Below are 16,201 nucleotides of genomic sequence, written 5' to 3'. Positions count from 1 at the left end.
AGAACGACATGAAGGCAAGCGGCAACACAATCCTCGTCACAGGCGGCGGTTCGGGCATTGGACGTGCGCTTGCCCAGCGCTGGCACGATGCCGGCAATCGCGTCATCGTCACCGGGCGCCGCCGCGAGATGCTGGAAGAAACAGCGCAGGATCGGGAAAATATCTTCGTCCACGAACTCGACATCGACGATGCCGCTGCGATTGAAGCAGGCGTCGGCGTGATCGTCGCTGCCTATCCGGACCTGAATGTGCTGGTGAACAATGCCGGGACCTACAAGAGCGAAAATCCGACCCGGAAGCGCGACCTCGCCGACGCGGAACGTATGATCGTGACCAATGTGCTGGGTCCGATCCGGATGACGAATGCGCTGATCGACCACCTCTCCGCGCAAAGCCATGCGACGATCATCAATGTTTCGTCCGGGACCGCCTTCGTGCCCTACCCGGCCTCGCCCACCTACAGCGCCTCCAAGGCAGCGATCCACTCCTACACTGCCGCCATCCGCCCGCTGCTCAAGGGACGGGTCGAGATCATCGAGATCATTCCGCCTCAGGTGCAGACCGAGCTGACACCTGGTCAATCCCTGGACCCGAACTCGCAGCCGCTCGGCGAATTTGCCGACGAGGTCTTGGCATTGCTCCATGGCAATGGCGACCAATCGCCGGAAGAAGTGAGCGTCGAGCGTGTGCGCTACTTTCGCAATGCCGAACGGGCGGGACAATTCGACGAGGTGCTGGCGATGATGGTCGAATATACGCCCAAGGACTGAGCGGGGGCGACGCAGCCGTTTTTACCGGTCGAACAGCTTTGCCTCGGACACCTCAAGGAAGCGTTCCAGCGCCGCCTCGTCCACCGCATCGAGGCTGTCGGGGGACCATTGCGGATTGCGGTCCTTGTCGATGATGGCGGCGCGGATACCCTCGTAGAAATCGGTAGTCTTGAGGATCTGGCGGCAGGCGCCGAGTTCCCGCTCCAGACATTCGGATAGATCCCGGCTCTTCCGCCCGGCGCGCAGCAGGAGCAGCGTCAGCTTCAGGCTGGTCGGGGAGCGCGTGGCGATGGCTTTCAGGCTGTCGGCGGCGAAGGCGTCAGGCTCCATGGCCAGCGCCGCCATGATGGCCTCGACGCTGTCATGGGCAAACGCACGGCCGATCGTCACGGCGTTGGCGACGAAGATGCCGTCTTCCGGCGGCGTGGCAAAGGCTGCAATTGCCGTATGGACGTCTTCCGCCGAAGCGCCCGGCGGCAATCCGCCAATGGCAGCAAGCACTTCGGCGAGGTCCTGCGAGGCTACGTGATGGTCGGCAAGGCCGGCATCGATCGCATCCGCAGCGCCGATGGCAAGGCCTGTCAGGGCAAGCCAGGTGCCGGTCTCGCCTCCATCGCGGGAGAGCAGCCACGTGGCGCCGACATCGGGGAAGTAGCCGATACCGGTCTCGGGCATAGCCAGGCGCGTCCGCTCGGTAACGATGCGGTGGCTGCCATGGGAGGAGAGGCCGACGCCGCCACCCATGGTGATGCCGTCCATCAGTGCCACATAGGGTTTCGGGTATTCGGCAATCATCCGGTTGAGCCGGAATTCCTCGCGCCAGAAGCTGGTGGCGTCCTTGCCGCCGGCGCTGCCGCTCTGATGCAGGGCGCGGATGTCGCCGCCGGCACAAAGTCCTCGCTCGCCCTCGCCCATGATAGCGACACTGGCAATCGCCGGATCGGCGGCGAAGCTTTCGAGGCTGCCGGCTATGGCCCGAACCATGGATAGCGTCAGGCTGTTCAGCGCCTTCGGTCGGTTAAGCCGGATGACGCCGAGCGAGCCGTTGCGTTCGATGATGATCTCGTCTGCTGCCTGCATTGCCGAACTCCGCCCCTTTTTGCGAAGGAGATGGGCACCCTCTACCGGTCTGTCCAGCGCCATCTGAGAATAAGACGCCGGGATTGACAAGTACGGCGACAGACGCACGCGCACTGTGCATTCCGTTGCGATATCAGCAGACGGCGGCGACGGGGGCTGGGGTCGTGAACCGGTCGGCCTCGCGGCGCTGCGCCAGATGATTTTCCCAGGCGAGCGACGAGCGCACGATGGTTTCCATGCAGTTGCGCCGTGGCGTCCAGCCGAGCACATCGCGAGCGAAGCTTGCATCGGCAACGACGCAGGCTGCATCGCCCGGCCGGCGCGGCGCGTGGTTTATCCGGAAGGCGCGTCCGTGAACCCGCGTCACCATGTTGAGCACGTCGAGGACGGAATAGCCCATGCCATAGCCGCAATTGGCAATCAGCGAAGGCCCGCCTGCCCTTAGGTGCTGCAGGGCCTTCAGGTGCGCCTCGGCGAGATCGCTGACATGAATGTAGTCGCGTACGCCGGTGCCGTCATGGGTCGGATAGTCGGTGCCATAGATATCGACGGCCGGGCGCCGGCCGAGTGCTGCCTCGCAGGCCACCTTGACGAGATGCGTGGCACCTTCCGTCGACTGGCCGGTGCGGCCTTCCGGGTCGGCTCCGGCGACGTTGAAATAGCGCAGTGCGACATAGCGGAAATCGTAGGCAGCAGCGGCGTCGCGCAGCATGTACTCCGACATCAGCTTGGAGAGCCCATAGGGTGTTTCCGGATTGAGCGAGGCAGTTTCCGGCACCGGTTCGCCCGTCGGCTGCGGCCCGTAGACGGCGGCTGTGGAGGAGAAGACAAAATGGCGAACCCCTGCCCTGACGGCAGCGCTCATCAGCACGCGCGTCTTGCCGGTGTTGTTCTCGTAGTAGGCGAGCGGATCCTTGATCGAGGACGAGACAATGGCCGAGCCCGCGAAATGGACGATCGCTTCGATATCGTTTTCGGCAAAGATCTTTTGCAGCACGGTCTCGTCGGCTGCATCGCCCAGGTAAAAACGCGCAGCCGGTGCCACAGCCCAGCGGAAGCCGGTCGACAGTCTGTCGATCACCACCACGTCCTCGCCGGCATCCAGCAAGGTCCAGACCATATGGCTGCCGATATAGCCGGCACCGCCCGTTACCAATATCGCCATGTCTTGCATCCCTGGCTTGTCATCGCGGGAGCATTGGCTCGCGTCATTTGATATTTGATTATCAATCCACCTTTCCACAACTTTAAGGGTCGGAGAATGGTGGCGTAGTTAGCAATGTCTTGATGAGATAGACAGGCTTTTAGCGAATTTGCGCGGAAGAACACACTCCTGAGCCTGTGCCGGGAGTGTGGAGACTTTCGCGTGGGCGATCAGAGGCTGAGGATATACTTGCTCAACCGCTCTGCGGCGTCGGTGATCTGTCGGGGATCGCGCAGGAAGCAGGCGCGCAGGAACAGTTCCCCGCCAGCCCCAAACGCCGTTCCCGGTGCCAGGCCGACGCCGGTCTTGTCGACAATATCGAGCGCTGCCTGGCGGCTGTCGGTAATACCGTCGATCTTGAGGAAAGCGTATAGCGCGCCGTCGGGCTTCAGCGTCTCGACGCGGTTGGTGGCAACCAGTGCCTCGCAGAGGATATCCCGCGACAGCGTCGCCTTTTCGATGTTGCTCTCCACGAACACGTCGCCGGCATTAAGCGCAGCGACCGCGCCCATCTGCATGAAGTGGGCAACGCCAGATGTCGAATATTGCACGAGGTTCTCCAGCACCTGCCCGGTTTCAGGCGGCGCGACGATCCAGCCGATGCGCCAACCGGTCATCGACCAGTTCTTTGAGAAGGAATTGACGAAGAGGATGCGATCATCCGGCTGCCTGGTATCGAGCAGCGATGGCGCGCGACCGCCTGCGTAGTGAAAACGCGCGTAGATCTCGTCGGCCATGATCCAGAGACCGTGCTTGCGGGCGAGCGCCAGGATCGTGGTCAGATCCTCACGGCTCGCAGTCCAGCCGGTGGGGTTGGACGGTGTATTGAGAAACAGGCCCTTGGTTTTCGGCGTGATGGCGGCCTCGATGCGACCGATATCGAGGGCCCACTTGCCGCCTTCGAAATCGAGCTGGACACCGACCGAGCGTGCGCCGGCGATTTCGAGGGCCGCTGCAATGTTCGGCCAGGCCGGGGTCAAATAGATCATCTCGTCGCCCGGCGAGGTAATCGCCTGGACGGAGAGCTGGATCGCCTGCATGCCTGAACCGGTGACGTAGAAATTGTCGGGTGAGAGCGCCACGTTGAAATGACGGGCATAATAATCCGATAGCGCTTGGCGCAATTCCGGGATGCCGCGCTGCCAGGTGTAGAAGGTGTCGCCGGCGGCAAGCGAGGCCATGGCGGCCTGGTTGATGAAATCAGGCGTCGACAAATCACCCTCGCCAACCCAGAGCGGCAGCAGGCCTTCCCGCCCACGTGCATAGTTGAGGACTTCGACGATACCGCTTTCGGGGGCTGCAAGCGCGCGCGGGCTGAGGCTGTTTACGATGGACATGCTGGGGTCTCCGGTTAGCCGCCTTCATAAGGCAGTTCGACGCGGAAATCCCATGACTTTGCTTGGATGACCAATCGATTTCAGTGATGGAAGAAACCCCACCGCAATGCGGCGGGTTCCGGTAAACACGATCATACGGCAGTCCGGCTGGCGAGAAGGTCGCGAATTTCTGTCAGCAGCGCGACGTCGGCCGGCGGAGGTGCCGCGGCTGTTGTCGTTTCTTCCTTGCGCTCCACCTGCCGGCGCAGCGCGTTGACGCCCTTGACCATCATGAAAATGATCCAGGCGAGAATCAGGAAATTGATGAGCACGGTGATGAAGTTGCCGTATGCAAAGACTGCGCCTTGCGCGCGCGCGGCTGCCAGTGTCGGCGCATTGACTGCACTCGAAAGGCCGATGAAATAGTTCGAGAAATCGAAGCCCCCGAAAACCGCGCCGACGACCGGCATGATGATGTCGTCCACCAGCGATTTGACGATGCCGCTGAATGCGCCGCCGATGATCACGCCAACGGCAAGGTCCATGACGTTGCCACGGGCGATGAAAGATTTGAATTCATTGAGCATGGACGCCCCCCTTTAGGATTGGCAGTACGTTGATCCCGATTTGATTAGCAACATCTTTTGCGACTGAATTCAATAGTCATTCTGCAACCGGGAGAGTGGCGTGCAGCCTCATATTCAAGTTGAGCCCCATCCAACTGTGGCGAAAATACGACAGCTTGGCGCAGAATGGTAACTCCTGGCAACACTCGGGGTGCTCGTTTGATCTCGCTCAAACCCGGCCTCCCACCAGCGCGCGATGATTGCCCTTCAGGAAGCAATTCCGCTTACGAAGGACGTAGATCCATGAAATTTTATAAACCGATCAGGATATTGTTGGCTGCCGGAATGCTGGCAGTGGCGACATCGGCCGGTGCAGCCGACACCACCGTAGATCCGTCGATATCCCTGCAGGCGCAAAGCCCCTGGCAGATCAGGCTGAGGGCGCTTGGCGTCATTCCGCGCGATTCAGGCCGGGTCGACGGTATCGACGGCTCCGGATTGTCGTTTTCCAATACCGTTATCCCGGAACTGGATGTGTCCTATTTCTTCAACGACAACATTGCCGTGGAACTGATACTTGGCACCACCAAATCGACAGTCCATGGCCAGGGATCGATTTTCAGCCTCGGAAATATCGGCAAGACCTGGATGTTGCCACCGACACTGACGCTGCAGTACCACGTCACCAGCCTCGGCGCGTTTCGCCCCTATGTCGGCGCCGGCATCAACTACACGATGTTCTATAACCAGTCCGGCAACAGCGCCGACAGCCTCAATGTGAAGAACACGTTCGGCGTCGCCTTCCAGGCAGGCTTCGACTACATGCTGGACCAACACTGGGGCCTGAACGTCGATGTCAAGAAACTGATCCTGCGGCCAGACTTCGACGCGACCGTTGGAGGAAGCCATGTCAGTGGCAAGGCCAACCTCGATCCTCTCATGATCGGCACCGGCATCACCTACCGCTTCTGACAGGCAGGCAGCACTCCACCGCGAACTGCCAAATGCAAAAAGGCCGGGACAAAGCCCGGCCTTTCCAGTCTGTCGTCACGGACGCTGGCAAAGCCTGCCGCCCGTGATGAAAATGTCTTAGGCTGCCTGAAGGCGGTCTGCAGACATCTTGCCCGAACGCTTGTCAGCAACGAGCTCGTAGGAGATCTTTTGACCTTCCTGGAGTTCGCGCATGCCGGCGCGTTCAACGGCCGAGATGTGTACGAAAACGTCGGCTGCGCCGTCGTCAGGCTGAATGAAGCCGAAGCCCTTGGTTGCGTTGAACCACTTAACTGTACCTGATGCCATAACGATATCCTTTTCGAATCGCGAGTAGAGAAGAACGCAACCCGGAAAACGCCCGGATCGCGGTGAAAACCGATTTTGAAGGGAAGTTCGCCAGCAACGGCTGGAATGGCCGCAACAAAGTTCATCTAGCAAGATCGATGGCGACGTTTATATCCGACCTCCGTCGCTGTTTCAAGCCACGGCGAGTGCAAAGTCTCACCGCCTGAAGCCTGTTACTCATACGGGTGCATTGATCGGTTGCCGGAAGGCCTTGCACGCCCGACGTTTGGATGGGGCAACGGCGTGGCGGGCGCGGCCCAAAAAAATGCAAATTCAACCTGGAATGGCTCTGTCAAAGTCTAAAATCCCAGGTCCACTTCCACCTTTGAGCGATGGCTCCCGAAGCGTCACGAATCAACGATTGCAGCAACTTTCAGGTCGTTCCCGGAAGTGGTTAGCGATACTCAATGCATTCACATTGTCGACACGCTAACCGCGATTTCCAGCAACCGATTATCCATGGAGCTTTCAAACTACGAGGGATCATTACTGTTAGTGTATAAACAGACAGCCAGGCTTTGCTTTTTCATGCGTTATTTCGTTTATTTCTAATGCTGGAATGGCACTGACTTGCGAAAGCGCAATTTTTTGCCGCGATATTCCGGCTGTTCATTGGCAATTTTAGAGATACATGGCCTCCTCTTTAGAATTAAGAATTACTTAGAAAGTATGTCCTACATTTTATTCGACTGATATGCATGGCTGAGTCGTCATCCAGCAGAGGTCAGCGGGTTTCGTGGGTAGGGCGCCTCTGTCAAAAATCGGCAGCATCCTCACCGTCCGCTTCTCACGGTCTGCCCGGTGAATGATTTGCTCGTGGCACCCCTCCCCGAAAAACAGATTTGCCGGAGTTGCAGGTGAAACACATATCTATCATTGGAAAATTTTTGCTCATCATGGCAGGCTTCGGGCTCTTTGCCATCGGCGTCTCGCTCTATTCAGGCCAGCAGCTCAGCAGCATCGACACGGGCTACAGTGCGCTGCTGGATCACGAGTCGGCAGCCGCGCTTAATTCGGCCCGAGCCAACCGCAGTTTGCAAACCGCGCGGGCGTCGATCGGCGATATCTTGATGGCGAATACGGACGAGCTCAATGCGCGCTCCGAGAAAAGCCTCAAAGAGGCTAGCGATGGCTTTGTCAAATTCATGGACCAAGCGATCGCTGCGTTACCCGAGAACGCTTCGCTGCCCCAACTGAAAACGGAAGGCATCCAAATTCTTTCCACGACCTGCGCACCAGCGATTGTTGCTGGTCGAGCTGCCACTAGTCCCACCGACGTTCTCGCTTCACAGCAACTTTTCCTGAGCCAGTGCCAACCTGCATTCGCTGCAATCTCTCCGAAATTTTCGTCTTTCGTCACTGACATTGCGGATGCGTCTTCCAAGGAAAGCGACCGGCTTACCAGTGTCACAAACGGTACGATCATGACGACCCTGATCATCGTCGCCGTTGGCCTTGTCGCGGTGCTCGTGCTTGGCTTCCTCGCCGTTCGCTCGTGGCTTGTCAGCCCGATCCAGAAATTGGCCAAAACCATGAATGTGCTTGCCAATGGCAACCTCGACGCAACAGTCGACGGCGTGGATCGGCGCGACGAGATCGGCACCATGGCCAAGGCGGTCCAGGTGTTCAAGGATAATGGACTGCGTGCCAAGGAACTCGAGCGGGATGCGGAACAGACCCGCACCGCAAGCGAGGCCGAACGCAGCCGCGTCGCCCAGGCCGATCGCCAGCGAGCCCAAGAAATGGCCCAGGCGACCTCGGGGCTTGCAAACGGGCTCAAGCATCTCTCGAGCGGCGACCTGACCTTCCGCCTCGACGAAGCATTTGCCGGCGACTTCGAAAGCCTGCGTGCCGACTTCAATGCTGCCGTCGACCAGCTTGCCTCCAGCTTGCGGTCGGTCTCCATTGCAACGGGATCCATTGACAACGGTGCGCGCGAAATCAGCCAGAGTGCCGACGATCTTTCCAGGCGCACGGAACAGCAGGCTGCATCGCTCGAGCAAACTGCGGCGGCACTCGACCAGATCACCATCAACGTTGCCAACTCCTCGAAGCGGACTGAAGAGGCGCGCCACGTGGCGATCGAGGCCAACAAGTCGGCGCGGCGCTCCGGCGAGGTCGTTTCCAACACGGTCGTTGCCATGCAGCGCATCGAGCAATCCTCCAACCAGATCTCCAGCATCATCGGCGTCATCGACGAGATCGCCTTCCAGACCAACCTTCTGGCCTTGAACGCAGGTGTCGAAGCCGCTCGTGCCGGCGAGGCGGGCAAGGGCTTTGCGGTCGTGGCCCAAGAAGTCCGCGAACTCGCGCAGCGGTCGGCCCAGGCCGCCAAGGAGATCAAGGATCTGATCCGCAATTCCGGCGAGGAGGTCAGCAATGGCGTCAAGCTCGTGCAGGAAACCGGACAAACCCTGAAGATCATCGAAGAACAGGTCATATCGATCAACACACAGCTCGATTCGATTGCGACATCCGCCAAGAAACAGTCGGTGGGGCTGGCTGAAGTCAACACGGCGGTCAACCAGATGGACCAGGTGACCCAGCAGAACGCCGCCATGGTCGAAGAATCGACCGCTGCAAGCGCCGCTCTGGCCGGGGAAGTCGAACGGTTGCGCGAGATCATCTCCGAATTCAATGTCGGCGGAGGCCGCGAAGCAACGCCGATGCGCCGTCCGGAAGTGGCCCATGCCAGCCACAAGCCCGTTCCTTCGCCCGCACGACGCATGCTTTCCAAGGTTGCCGGCGCCGTCGGCCTCGGAGGCGGCAGCTCCGCTGCAGCAGAGAACTGGGAAGAATTCTGAGCCCGTCGACGATCAAAGCCTGACACAGCACTCGAATTACCCAGAGGCCGGCCGCCAAGTCATTGGTGGCCGGCCTTCCGCATTTTCGCCTGACGACGACGATCGTCGCCGCGCAGCACTTGCGGCCGATGAGAGCTATCCTGGCAAAACATGCACGCCGTGCTTTTCATCAGCAATCCTTCACATAGTCTGGAACAACCTGTTCGAACACTGGTTGGTTGTCTGTAAAAACAAACCAGGGAGATACCCAATGTATTCCAAGATCTTGGCAGTGACTGCTCTGACGCTCGCAATGGCAACAAGCGCGATGGCAGCCGGCACCGGCAGCCCAGGTAGCAGCTCCGGGACATCCGGCGCCTCCGGTTCCAGCTCGGGCAGCGATAGCACAGGCAATGGCACCAGCACCGGAACGCCCGGCTCGAACACGGGAACCGGCGGCACAAGCGGTGGCATGACGAATGGCACCGGCACCAACAGCGGCGGCAGCAACGGCGACGGCAAGTCGCAGGATTGCAACGCTACAAAAACCAACAAAAATACGACGAATATGAAGTCCGACTCCGACAGCGCGCAGACCTCGAACTGCCAGTAATTTTATATTGGCTGATCAGCCCCGAGACCGACAGCCCCGAACTCCGCGGGGCTGTCTTCTATTTCGGACGTCAGGCAAATGGCACGTAATTGTCGCAAAATTGACAAAGTTCGTTTGACTTTCTGCGGAATATCGAACTAAATAATATACATGGTTGGGAGACCATGCGGAGGAGGATTTCATGAGCGATCGTGCAAAAGCATATGTCATAGCTTTCGAACTGTCTGCCTGCATCTGGGCAGCCATCGGGCTAATCGTCTGGAGCAGCCTCTGATCCACCGGCACAGAGCCGATTGCCTGATGCGCGAGAAAAGCGACGCTGCCGCTTTTCACCTTTGATCACATGATTTCGACGACGCTTTCGTCGCTACGACCGTTCCCGAAATGCGGCGATAGTCAACCTGACTTATGTCAGGCTGCGTTCTCCATCTTGTACGGATCGAACCGTCCGTAGAACGTTTCCCCGCTTGCGGCCATCTCGACCAGCAGCGGCGTCGGCTTGAAATGGTCGCCGTGTTCAGCCGCCAGTTTTTCGCAAAGCGCCACGAACGTCTTTGCTCCCATTCCATCGATGTAGGACAGCGTGCCGCCGGTGTAAGGCGCGAAGCCGAAGCCGAGGATGGAGCCGACATCGGCCTCGCGGGGGTCGGTGACAATGCCCTCTTCCATCGTCCGGGCAGCTTCGAGCGCGATTGTCACCAGCATGCGCTGCTTCAAGACCCCGACATGCACATCCTCAGGCTTCTTTTGAGAGAAGAATTCCTTCAGGCCGGGCCAAAGCGTCTTCTTCGCCGGTTTGGCAGGATAGTCGTAGAAACCACGCCCGTTCTTGCGGCCCCGACGGTCGAGTTCGTCGACCATACGGTCGATGAGCTTGATGTGCTCGGGATCGACGGCGGCAGGCCCGAGATCGGCTACCGTTGCCTTCAGGATCTTCTGGCTGAGATCGATGGCCACCTCGTCGTTCAGCGACAGCGGTCCGACGGGCATCCCGGCCATCTTGGCGGCATTCTCGATCATGGCCGGCGGCACGCCTTCGATCAGCATGTCATAGGCCTCATGGATGTAACGGAAGACACAGCGGTTGACGTAGAATCCACGGGTGTCGTTGACGACAATAGGCGTCTTCCTGATGGCGGCGACGAAATCCAGCGCCACGGCCAGTGCACGGTTGCCGGTCTCCTTGCCCATGATGACCTCGGTCAGCATCATCTTTTCCACTGGAGAGAAGAAGTGGATGCCTATGAAATTGGACTTGCGCTTCGAGTTTTCCGCCAGTCCCGAGATCGGCAGCGTCGAGGTGTTGGAGGCAAAGATCGCCGTCTCGGGCAACACCCCCTCAACGGCCTCGATCACAGCTTTCTTGACATCGCGGTCCTCGAACACGGCCTCGATGACGAGATCGGCATCGCCTAGATTGCTGTAATCGGCTGACGGCGTGATGTTGGCAAGCAGGGCTGCGCCCTCCTCCTGCGTCAACCGACCCTTTGCGATGGCATCCTTGACGAGCCCCTCGCCGGTCGCCTTGCCCTTGTTGGCGGCGTCCATATCACGGTCGATCAGGGTTACGCGCAGGCCCGCTGCGGCTGTGACATACGCGATGGAGGCGCCCATGAAGCCGGCGCCGACGATGCCGACATGGCGCAGGACCGTCTTTGGGATGCCGGCCGGGCGACGGGCGCCCTTGCCGAGCTCCTGCATCGAGACGAACAGCGAGCGGATCATCGAGAACGCTTCGGTCGTCCGCAGGACCTCGGTGAAGTAGCGCTGCTCGATCTTCAGGCCGAGGTCAAAGGGTACCTGCAGGCCTTCGTAAACGCATTTGAGGATGGCGAGCGCGCCCGGATAATTTCCCGCTGTCTCGCGGCGGAGAATGGCGGGCGCTGCCGGCCAGAGTTGGGCCGAGGCCGGCGTCCAGATCCCGCCGCCGGGAACCTTGAAGCCTTTTTCGTCCCACGGAGCGACGGGTTTCAGTCCATCCCTGATCATCTGCCTTGCCGCAGCGATCAGCTGATCCGGTTCGACGACCTGATGCACGAGGTTCATCGCCTTGGCGCGCGCCGGAGACAGCGAGGCGCCCGTCGTCATCATCTGCAGGGCGTCCTGGGCATTGGCAAGCCGCGAGACCCGCTGCGTTCCGCCAGCGCCCGGGAAGATACCGACCTTGACCTCCGGCAGCGCCAGCTTGACATGCTTGGCGCTGGAGACGACACGGCCATGGCAGGCGAGCGACATCTCGAAGGCACCGCCCATGCAGGTGCCGTTGATCGCCGAAACCCATGGTTTGCCGCAGGTTTCGAGCTTGCGGAAAAGGCCTGTCATGCGGCCCACAAGGTCGAACAGCTTTTGTGCCGCCGTCGCAGGGTCTCTCGCCTTCTCATCATTGTAGAAGGTGAACATCGACTTGATCATCGACAGATCGGCGCCCCCGGAAAAACTGGCCTTGCCCGAAGTGATGACCACGCCCTTCACGGCAGCATCGGCGACGCTTGCATCAATGATGGCGTCAAGCTCTCCCATGACCTCGGCTGTGAACACATTCATCGACTTTCCCGGCATATCCCAGGTGACCAGCGAAATGCCGTCTGCATCAGTCTCGACAGTGAAATTGGTGTAGCTGCTCATCGCGGGATTCCTCTCCCAGTAAATGTTCGTGGTTGCCGGGTTGCACACTCACTCGCTTGCCCCCATCAGGGGGGGGTGCGGAGAAAGCCATCAGACCCTTTCGATGATGGTGGCGGTGCCCATGCCGGCGCCGATGCAGAGGGTAACCAGGGCGACGTTGAGATCCCGGCGCTCCAGCTCGTCGAGCACTGTACCGAGGATCATCGCACCGGTGGCGCCGAGCGGATGGCCCATGGCGATGGCGCCGCCATTGACGTTGATTTTGCCATGATCGATGTCGAAAGCCTGGCAGTAGCGCAGAACGACGGCGGCAAAAGCCTCGTTGAGTTCGAAAAGATCGATATCCGCCAGCGACAGGCCGGAACGCTTGAGCAGCTTCTCGGTCACATCGACTGGCCCTGTCAGCATCAGTGCCGGGTCGGAGCCGATGTTGGCGAAAGCCTTGACGCGGGCCCGGGGTTTTAGTCCCATGCTCCCGCCACCAGCCCTGGAGCCGAGCAGTACGACGCCTGCGCCGTCGACGATGCCGGAGGAATTGCCGGCATGGTGGACGTAGTTGATGCGCTCGATTTCCGGATGCGCCTGGATACCGACGGCCTCGAAGCCGCCCATTTCACCGGGCATCTGGAAGGACGGATTGAGGGCGCCGAGCGCCTGCATATCCGTGCCGGGGCGCATGTGCTCGTCATGGGCAAGGATGGTCAGGCCGTTCTGGTCCTTGACCGAAATGACGGACTTGTCGAACCAGCCGCTTTTCCAAGCATGCGCCGCGCGCTTCTGGCTTTCGACAGCATAAGCATCGACATCGGCGCGCGAGAAACCGTATTTTGTGGCAATCAGATCGGCGGAGACGCCCTGCGGCATAAAATAAGCGGGAAAATTGACCGATGGATCCATGAACCAGGCACCACCGCCCATCCCGAGCCCGACCCGCGACATGCTCTCGACACCGCCGGCAATGACGATGTCGTCCGCGCCCTGGGCGATCTTGGCCGCAGCCAGATTGACGGCATCGAGGCCGGATGCGCAGAAGCGCGAGATCTGCATTCCGGGGGCACGGGTCGAATAGCCCGCCTCGAACGCCGCAGCCTTCGGGATGACCGCGCCGGCTTCCATTACGGGATCGACGCAGCCCATGATGATGTCGTTAACCGTCGCCGTATCCAGACCGTTGCGATCACGGATCGCCTCCAGCGTGCGTGCAGCGAGACGCACCGACGGCACTTCATGCAACGCGCCATCCTTCTTGCCACGACCGCGGGGCGTGCGGACATGATCGTAAATGAAAACCTCGGTCATCGTCTCTCTCCCAGGCGCCGCCGGCACCAAATTCGATCTCGTAATATTAGTCGAAGAATATAGTGATCCGGGCAAGCACTTCGAACATGATGAAATCCGGCACACTTTCCACGTATTTCCCGCCGCGCGCCCTGAGGTCGAGCGACCGCAGCTGATTGCACAGGATCACACCCGAACTCCGCGTTCCCGCGCCGGACAACGACACGGCAAATCCTTTGAAACGGGCAAACTCACCGCCGGTCGTTATAGGCACCACTATCGGCGTGCCGATGGCATTGAAGCTTTTCTTGGTAACCACCAGCACATACCGCGCGCCAGCCTGTTCACGTCCACGGATCGGTTCTAGATCGACGTGCCAGATGTCTCCGCGATCCACTAGATGACCTCTCGGCCAGACGGTGCATCATCGAGCCATTCCCGATCTTCCTCTGTAAACGGTGCATCAAGATCGCACTGCGCCAAAAGCTCATCGAGCGTGTACTTCGGCCGCTTGTGCGGAACCGCAACGACGCGCCCATCCTCTGCCAATACCTCGACCTTGGTATTGGCTGTCAGTCCCAACTCATCAACTACAGCTTTCGGGATCGTCATCATGACAGAGCCTCCCACATTGCGAAGTGTCGATGTCGCCATTTTCGCCTCCAAAAGTTATATCAATATATAACTTTCAATCATGCTTCACAAGATGCGGACTCGACCTCAGATACCGCTTCTGCAGATCAAAACGCCTCCGCCGGCAGCGCCATCATGGTGTCTGCGCCGGCCTCGACGCGGGTGCGGCGTAGCGCGGTTTCCGGCAGGATGCGCTCCATGTAAAAGCGCCCGGTCACCAGTTTGGCCTCGAAAAACTCCGAACGAGCACTGTCGCCGGAGGCAAGGCCTGTCTGCGCCGCTTTGACCATCTTCGCCCACATGTAACCGAGCACGACGAGGCCGAAGAGGTGCATGTAATCGGTGGAGCCGGCACCGGCATTGTCGGGCTTTGCCATGGCGTTCTGCATGAACCACATGGTCGCGGCCTGGGCGTCGCCGAGGCTCTTCTTCAAGTCCTTGGTGAACGGTGCCATCGCTTCGTCGGCGCGGTTCTCCTCGCAGAAATCGCCGATCTCCTTGAACAGCGCCATCACCGCGCGGCCGCCGTTGAGGCCGAGCTTGCGGCCGACCAGATCGAGCGCCTGGATGCCGTTGGCGCCCTCGTAGATCATCGCAATGCGGGCATCGCGGACATACTGGCTCATGCCGTTGTCCTCGATATAGCCATGGCCGCCGAACACCTGCTGGGCCATGACGGCGTGCTCGAAACCCTTGTCCGTCATGACGCCCTTGAGGATGGGCGTCAAAAGGCCAAGGATGTCGTCGGCCAATTGGCGCTCCCTTTCATCGGTCGCGCGGTGGGCGATGTCGGATTGCAGGGCCGTCCACAGCAGGAAGGCACGACCGGCCTCGTTGAAGGCTCGAATGGTCATCAGCGTCCGGCGGATATCGGGGTGGACGATGATCGGATCGGCCTTTTTGTCCGGCGCCTTTGCCCCCGACAGCGAGCGGCCCTGGATACGATCGCGGGCGTAGGCGGCGGCGTTCTGGTAGGCGACTTCCGAGATCGACACGCCCTGCAGACCGACGCTGACGCGCGCCTCGTTCATCATCACGAACATGGCGGGCAAGCCTCGGTTCTCGGTGCCGATCAGGTAGCCCGTCGCGTCGTCGTAGTTCATCACGCAGGTGGCGTTGGCGTGAATGCCCATCTTGTGCTCGAGGGCGCCGCAGCTGACACCATTTCTGGCGGCCGGTGCACCGTCTTCGCCAATCAGGAATTTCGGCACGATGAACAGCGAGATACCCTTGGTGCCCTCCGGTGCGCCCTCGATGCGGGCAAGCACGAGATGAACGATATTCTCCGTCAGGTCGTGCTCGCCCGCCGAGATGAAAATCTTCTGGCCGGAAATCCGGTAGCTGCCATCAGGCTGTAGCACGGCCTTCGTGCGCAGCAGACCGAGATCGGTGCCGCAATGGGGCTCCGTCAGGTTCATCGTCCCCGACCATCTGCCCTCGACCATTTTCGGCAGGTATGTGCGCTTCTGCTCCTCCGTGCCGTGCACGAGGATCGCAGACATCGCTCCGTGCGTCAGGCCGGGATACATCATAAGTGCCATATTGGCTGAAGAGGTATATTCGCCGACGGCCGCATGCAGCGTATAGGGCAGCCCCTGGCCGCCGAATTCCTCCGGCACTGCAAGCCCTGTCCAACCACCGGCGCAATAGGATTCATAGGCCTGCTTGAAACCTGTTGGCGTCGAGACATTGCCGTCATCGCTGCGCCGGCAGCCTTCCTGATCGCCAGAATAGTTGAGTGGAAACAGTACTTCCTCGGCCATCCGGGCAGCTTCGCCAAGGATGGCCTCGATCATCTCGGGCGTCGCATCGGCAAAGCCCGGCAGATTATTGTAGCGCTCGAGGCCGAGCACATCGTTGAGAATGAACAGCGTGTCGCTGACGGGCGCCCGATAGACTGGCATCGTTCAAATCCTCCAATTCGCAAAGACGAGGCCAAGGCTCCGTCCCTGCAACAAGCCTATGAAATATTGACGTGCGCGTAAACGTCAAATG

Annotated in this window: 14 protein-coding genes; 4 read left to right on the top strand and 10 right to left on the bottom strand. The window is 60.0% G+C overall.

What is annotated here, in order from left to right; all coding sequences use genetic code 11:
- Positions 1-8: 8 nt before the first annotated feature.
- A complete protein-coding gene (locus tag EQW76_RS08545) occupies positions 9-770 on the top strand; it encodes an SDR family NAD(P)-dependent oxidoreductase (protein WP_142823977.1) in 762 nt (253 codons plus the stop codon).
- 21 nt (positions 771-791) lie between these two features.
- Here the strand turns inward: EQW76_RS08545 and EQW76_RS08540 are convergent, their stop codons facing one another.
- The 4 genes from EQW76_RS08540 to mscL all read right to left on the bottom strand — a co-directional run bounded on the left by EQW76_RS08540 (position 792) and on the right by mscL (position 4,957).
- The gene (locus tag EQW76_RS08540) at positions 792-1,850 is read right to left on the bottom strand and encodes an enoyl-CoA hydratase/isomerase family protein (RefSeq protein ID WP_142823976.1); all 1,059 of its coding nucleotides are present in this window, start codon (positions 1,848-1,850) and stop codon (positions 792-794) included.
- Between the two features lie 133 nt (positions 1,851-1,983).
- Complete coding sequence (gene galE, locus EQW76_RS08535) at positions 1,984-3,015, bottom strand: UDP-glucose 4-epimerase GalE (protein ID WP_142823975.1); 1,032 nt, start codon at positions 3,013-3,015, stop codon at positions 1,984-1,986.
- Positions 3,016-3,224: 209 nt separating this feature from the next.
- Positions 3,225-4,391, bottom strand: coding sequence for a pyridoxal phosphate-dependent aminotransferase (locus EQW76_RS08530; protein WP_142823974.1), 1,167 nt, complete (start codon positions 4,389-4,391; stop codon positions 3,225-3,227).
- A 131-nt stretch (positions 4,392-4,522) separates the two neighbouring features.
- Positions 4,523-4,957, bottom strand: coding sequence for a large conductance mechanosensitive channel protein MscL (mscL, locus tag EQW76_RS08525; RefSeq protein ID WP_142823973.1), 435 nt, complete (start codon positions 4,955-4,957; stop codon positions 4,523-4,525).
- Positions 4,958-5,239: 282 nt separating this feature from the next.
- Between mscL and EQW76_RS08520 the strand changes: the two genes are divergently transcribed.
- Positions 5,240-5,908 carry an OmpW family protein gene (locus EQW76_RS08520; RefSeq protein WP_142823972.1) on the top strand — a complete coding sequence of 223 codons (669 nt, stop codon included), beginning with the start codon at positions 5,240-5,242 and terminating at the stop codon, positions 5,906-5,908.
- Positions 5,909-6,025: 117 nt separating this feature from the next.
- Here the strand turns inward: EQW76_RS08520 and EQW76_RS08515 are convergent, their stop codons facing one another.
- Entirely contained in the window at positions 6,026-6,235 is a 210-nt protein-coding gene (locus EQW76_RS08515) for a cold-shock protein (RefSeq protein WP_111216728.1), read from the bottom strand.
- An 896-nt stretch (positions 6,236-7,131) separates the two neighbouring features.
- Between EQW76_RS08515 and EQW76_RS08510 the strand changes: the two genes are divergently transcribed.
- Together EQW76_RS08510 and EQW76_RS08505 are read left to right on the top strand one after the other, a co-directional pair.
- On the top strand, positions 7,132-9,078 hold the full coding sequence (locus EQW76_RS08510) for a HAMP domain-containing methyl-accepting chemotaxis protein (RefSeq protein WP_142823971.1): 1,947 nt from the start codon (positions 7,132-7,134) through the stop codon (positions 9,076-9,078).
- Between the two features lie 250 nt (positions 9,079-9,328).
- The gene (locus EQW76_RS08505) at positions 9,329-9,670 is read left to right on the top strand and encodes an oxidoreductase (protein ID WP_142823970.1); all 342 of its coding nucleotides are present in this window, start codon (positions 9,329-9,331) and stop codon (positions 9,668-9,670) included.
- A gap of 411 nt (positions 9,671-10,081) precedes the next feature.
- On the opposite strand, the gene EQW76_RS08500 is transcribed toward EQW76_RS08505, so the two are convergent.
- The 5 genes from EQW76_RS08500 to EQW76_RS08480 form a co-directional block, all read right to left on the bottom strand.
- Positions 10,082-12,295, bottom strand: a complete 2,214-nt coding sequence (locus tag EQW76_RS08500) for an FAD-dependent oxidoreductase (RefSeq protein ID WP_142823969.1) — start codon at positions 12,293-12,295, stop codon at positions 10,082-10,084.
- 90 nt (positions 12,296-12,385) lie between these two features.
- On the bottom strand, positions 12,386-13,594 hold the full coding sequence (locus EQW76_RS08495; protein ID WP_142823968.1) for an acetyl-CoA C-acetyltransferase: 1,209 nt from the start codon (positions 13,592-13,594) through the stop codon (positions 12,386-12,388).
- Positions 13,595-13,640: 46 nt separating this feature from the next.
- On the bottom strand, positions 13,641-13,970 hold the full coding sequence (locus tag EQW76_RS08490) for a type II toxin-antitoxin system PemK/MazF family toxin (RefSeq protein WP_142823967.1): 330 nt from the start codon (positions 13,968-13,970) through the stop codon (positions 13,641-13,643).
- Positions 13,970-14,227, bottom strand: coding sequence for an AbrB/MazE/SpoVT family DNA-binding domain-containing protein (locus EQW76_RS08485; RefSeq protein ID WP_142823966.1), 258 nt, complete (start codon positions 14,225-14,227; stop codon positions 13,970-13,972). Before EQW76_RS08485 ends, EQW76_RS08490 begins: the two co-directional genes overlap by 1 nt.
- Positions 14,228-14,313: 86 nt before the next feature.
- Complete coding sequence (locus EQW76_RS08480; RefSeq protein ID WP_142823965.1) at positions 14,314-16,110, bottom strand: acyl-CoA dehydrogenase C-terminal domain-containing protein; 1,797 nt, start codon at positions 16,108-16,110, stop codon at positions 14,314-14,316.
- Positions 16,111-16,201 lie beyond the last annotated feature (91 nt).

This window comes from Rhizobium sp. rho-13.1 (genome assembly GCF_007000305.1).
GTDB classification, from domain to species: Bacteria; Pseudomonadota; Alphaproteobacteria; order Rhizobiales; family Rhizobiaceae; genus Rhizobium; species Rhizobium rhododendri.
The sequence above is the reverse complement of the archived record's forward strand: the minus strand, read 5'-3'. Positions and strand labels throughout refer to the sequence as shown.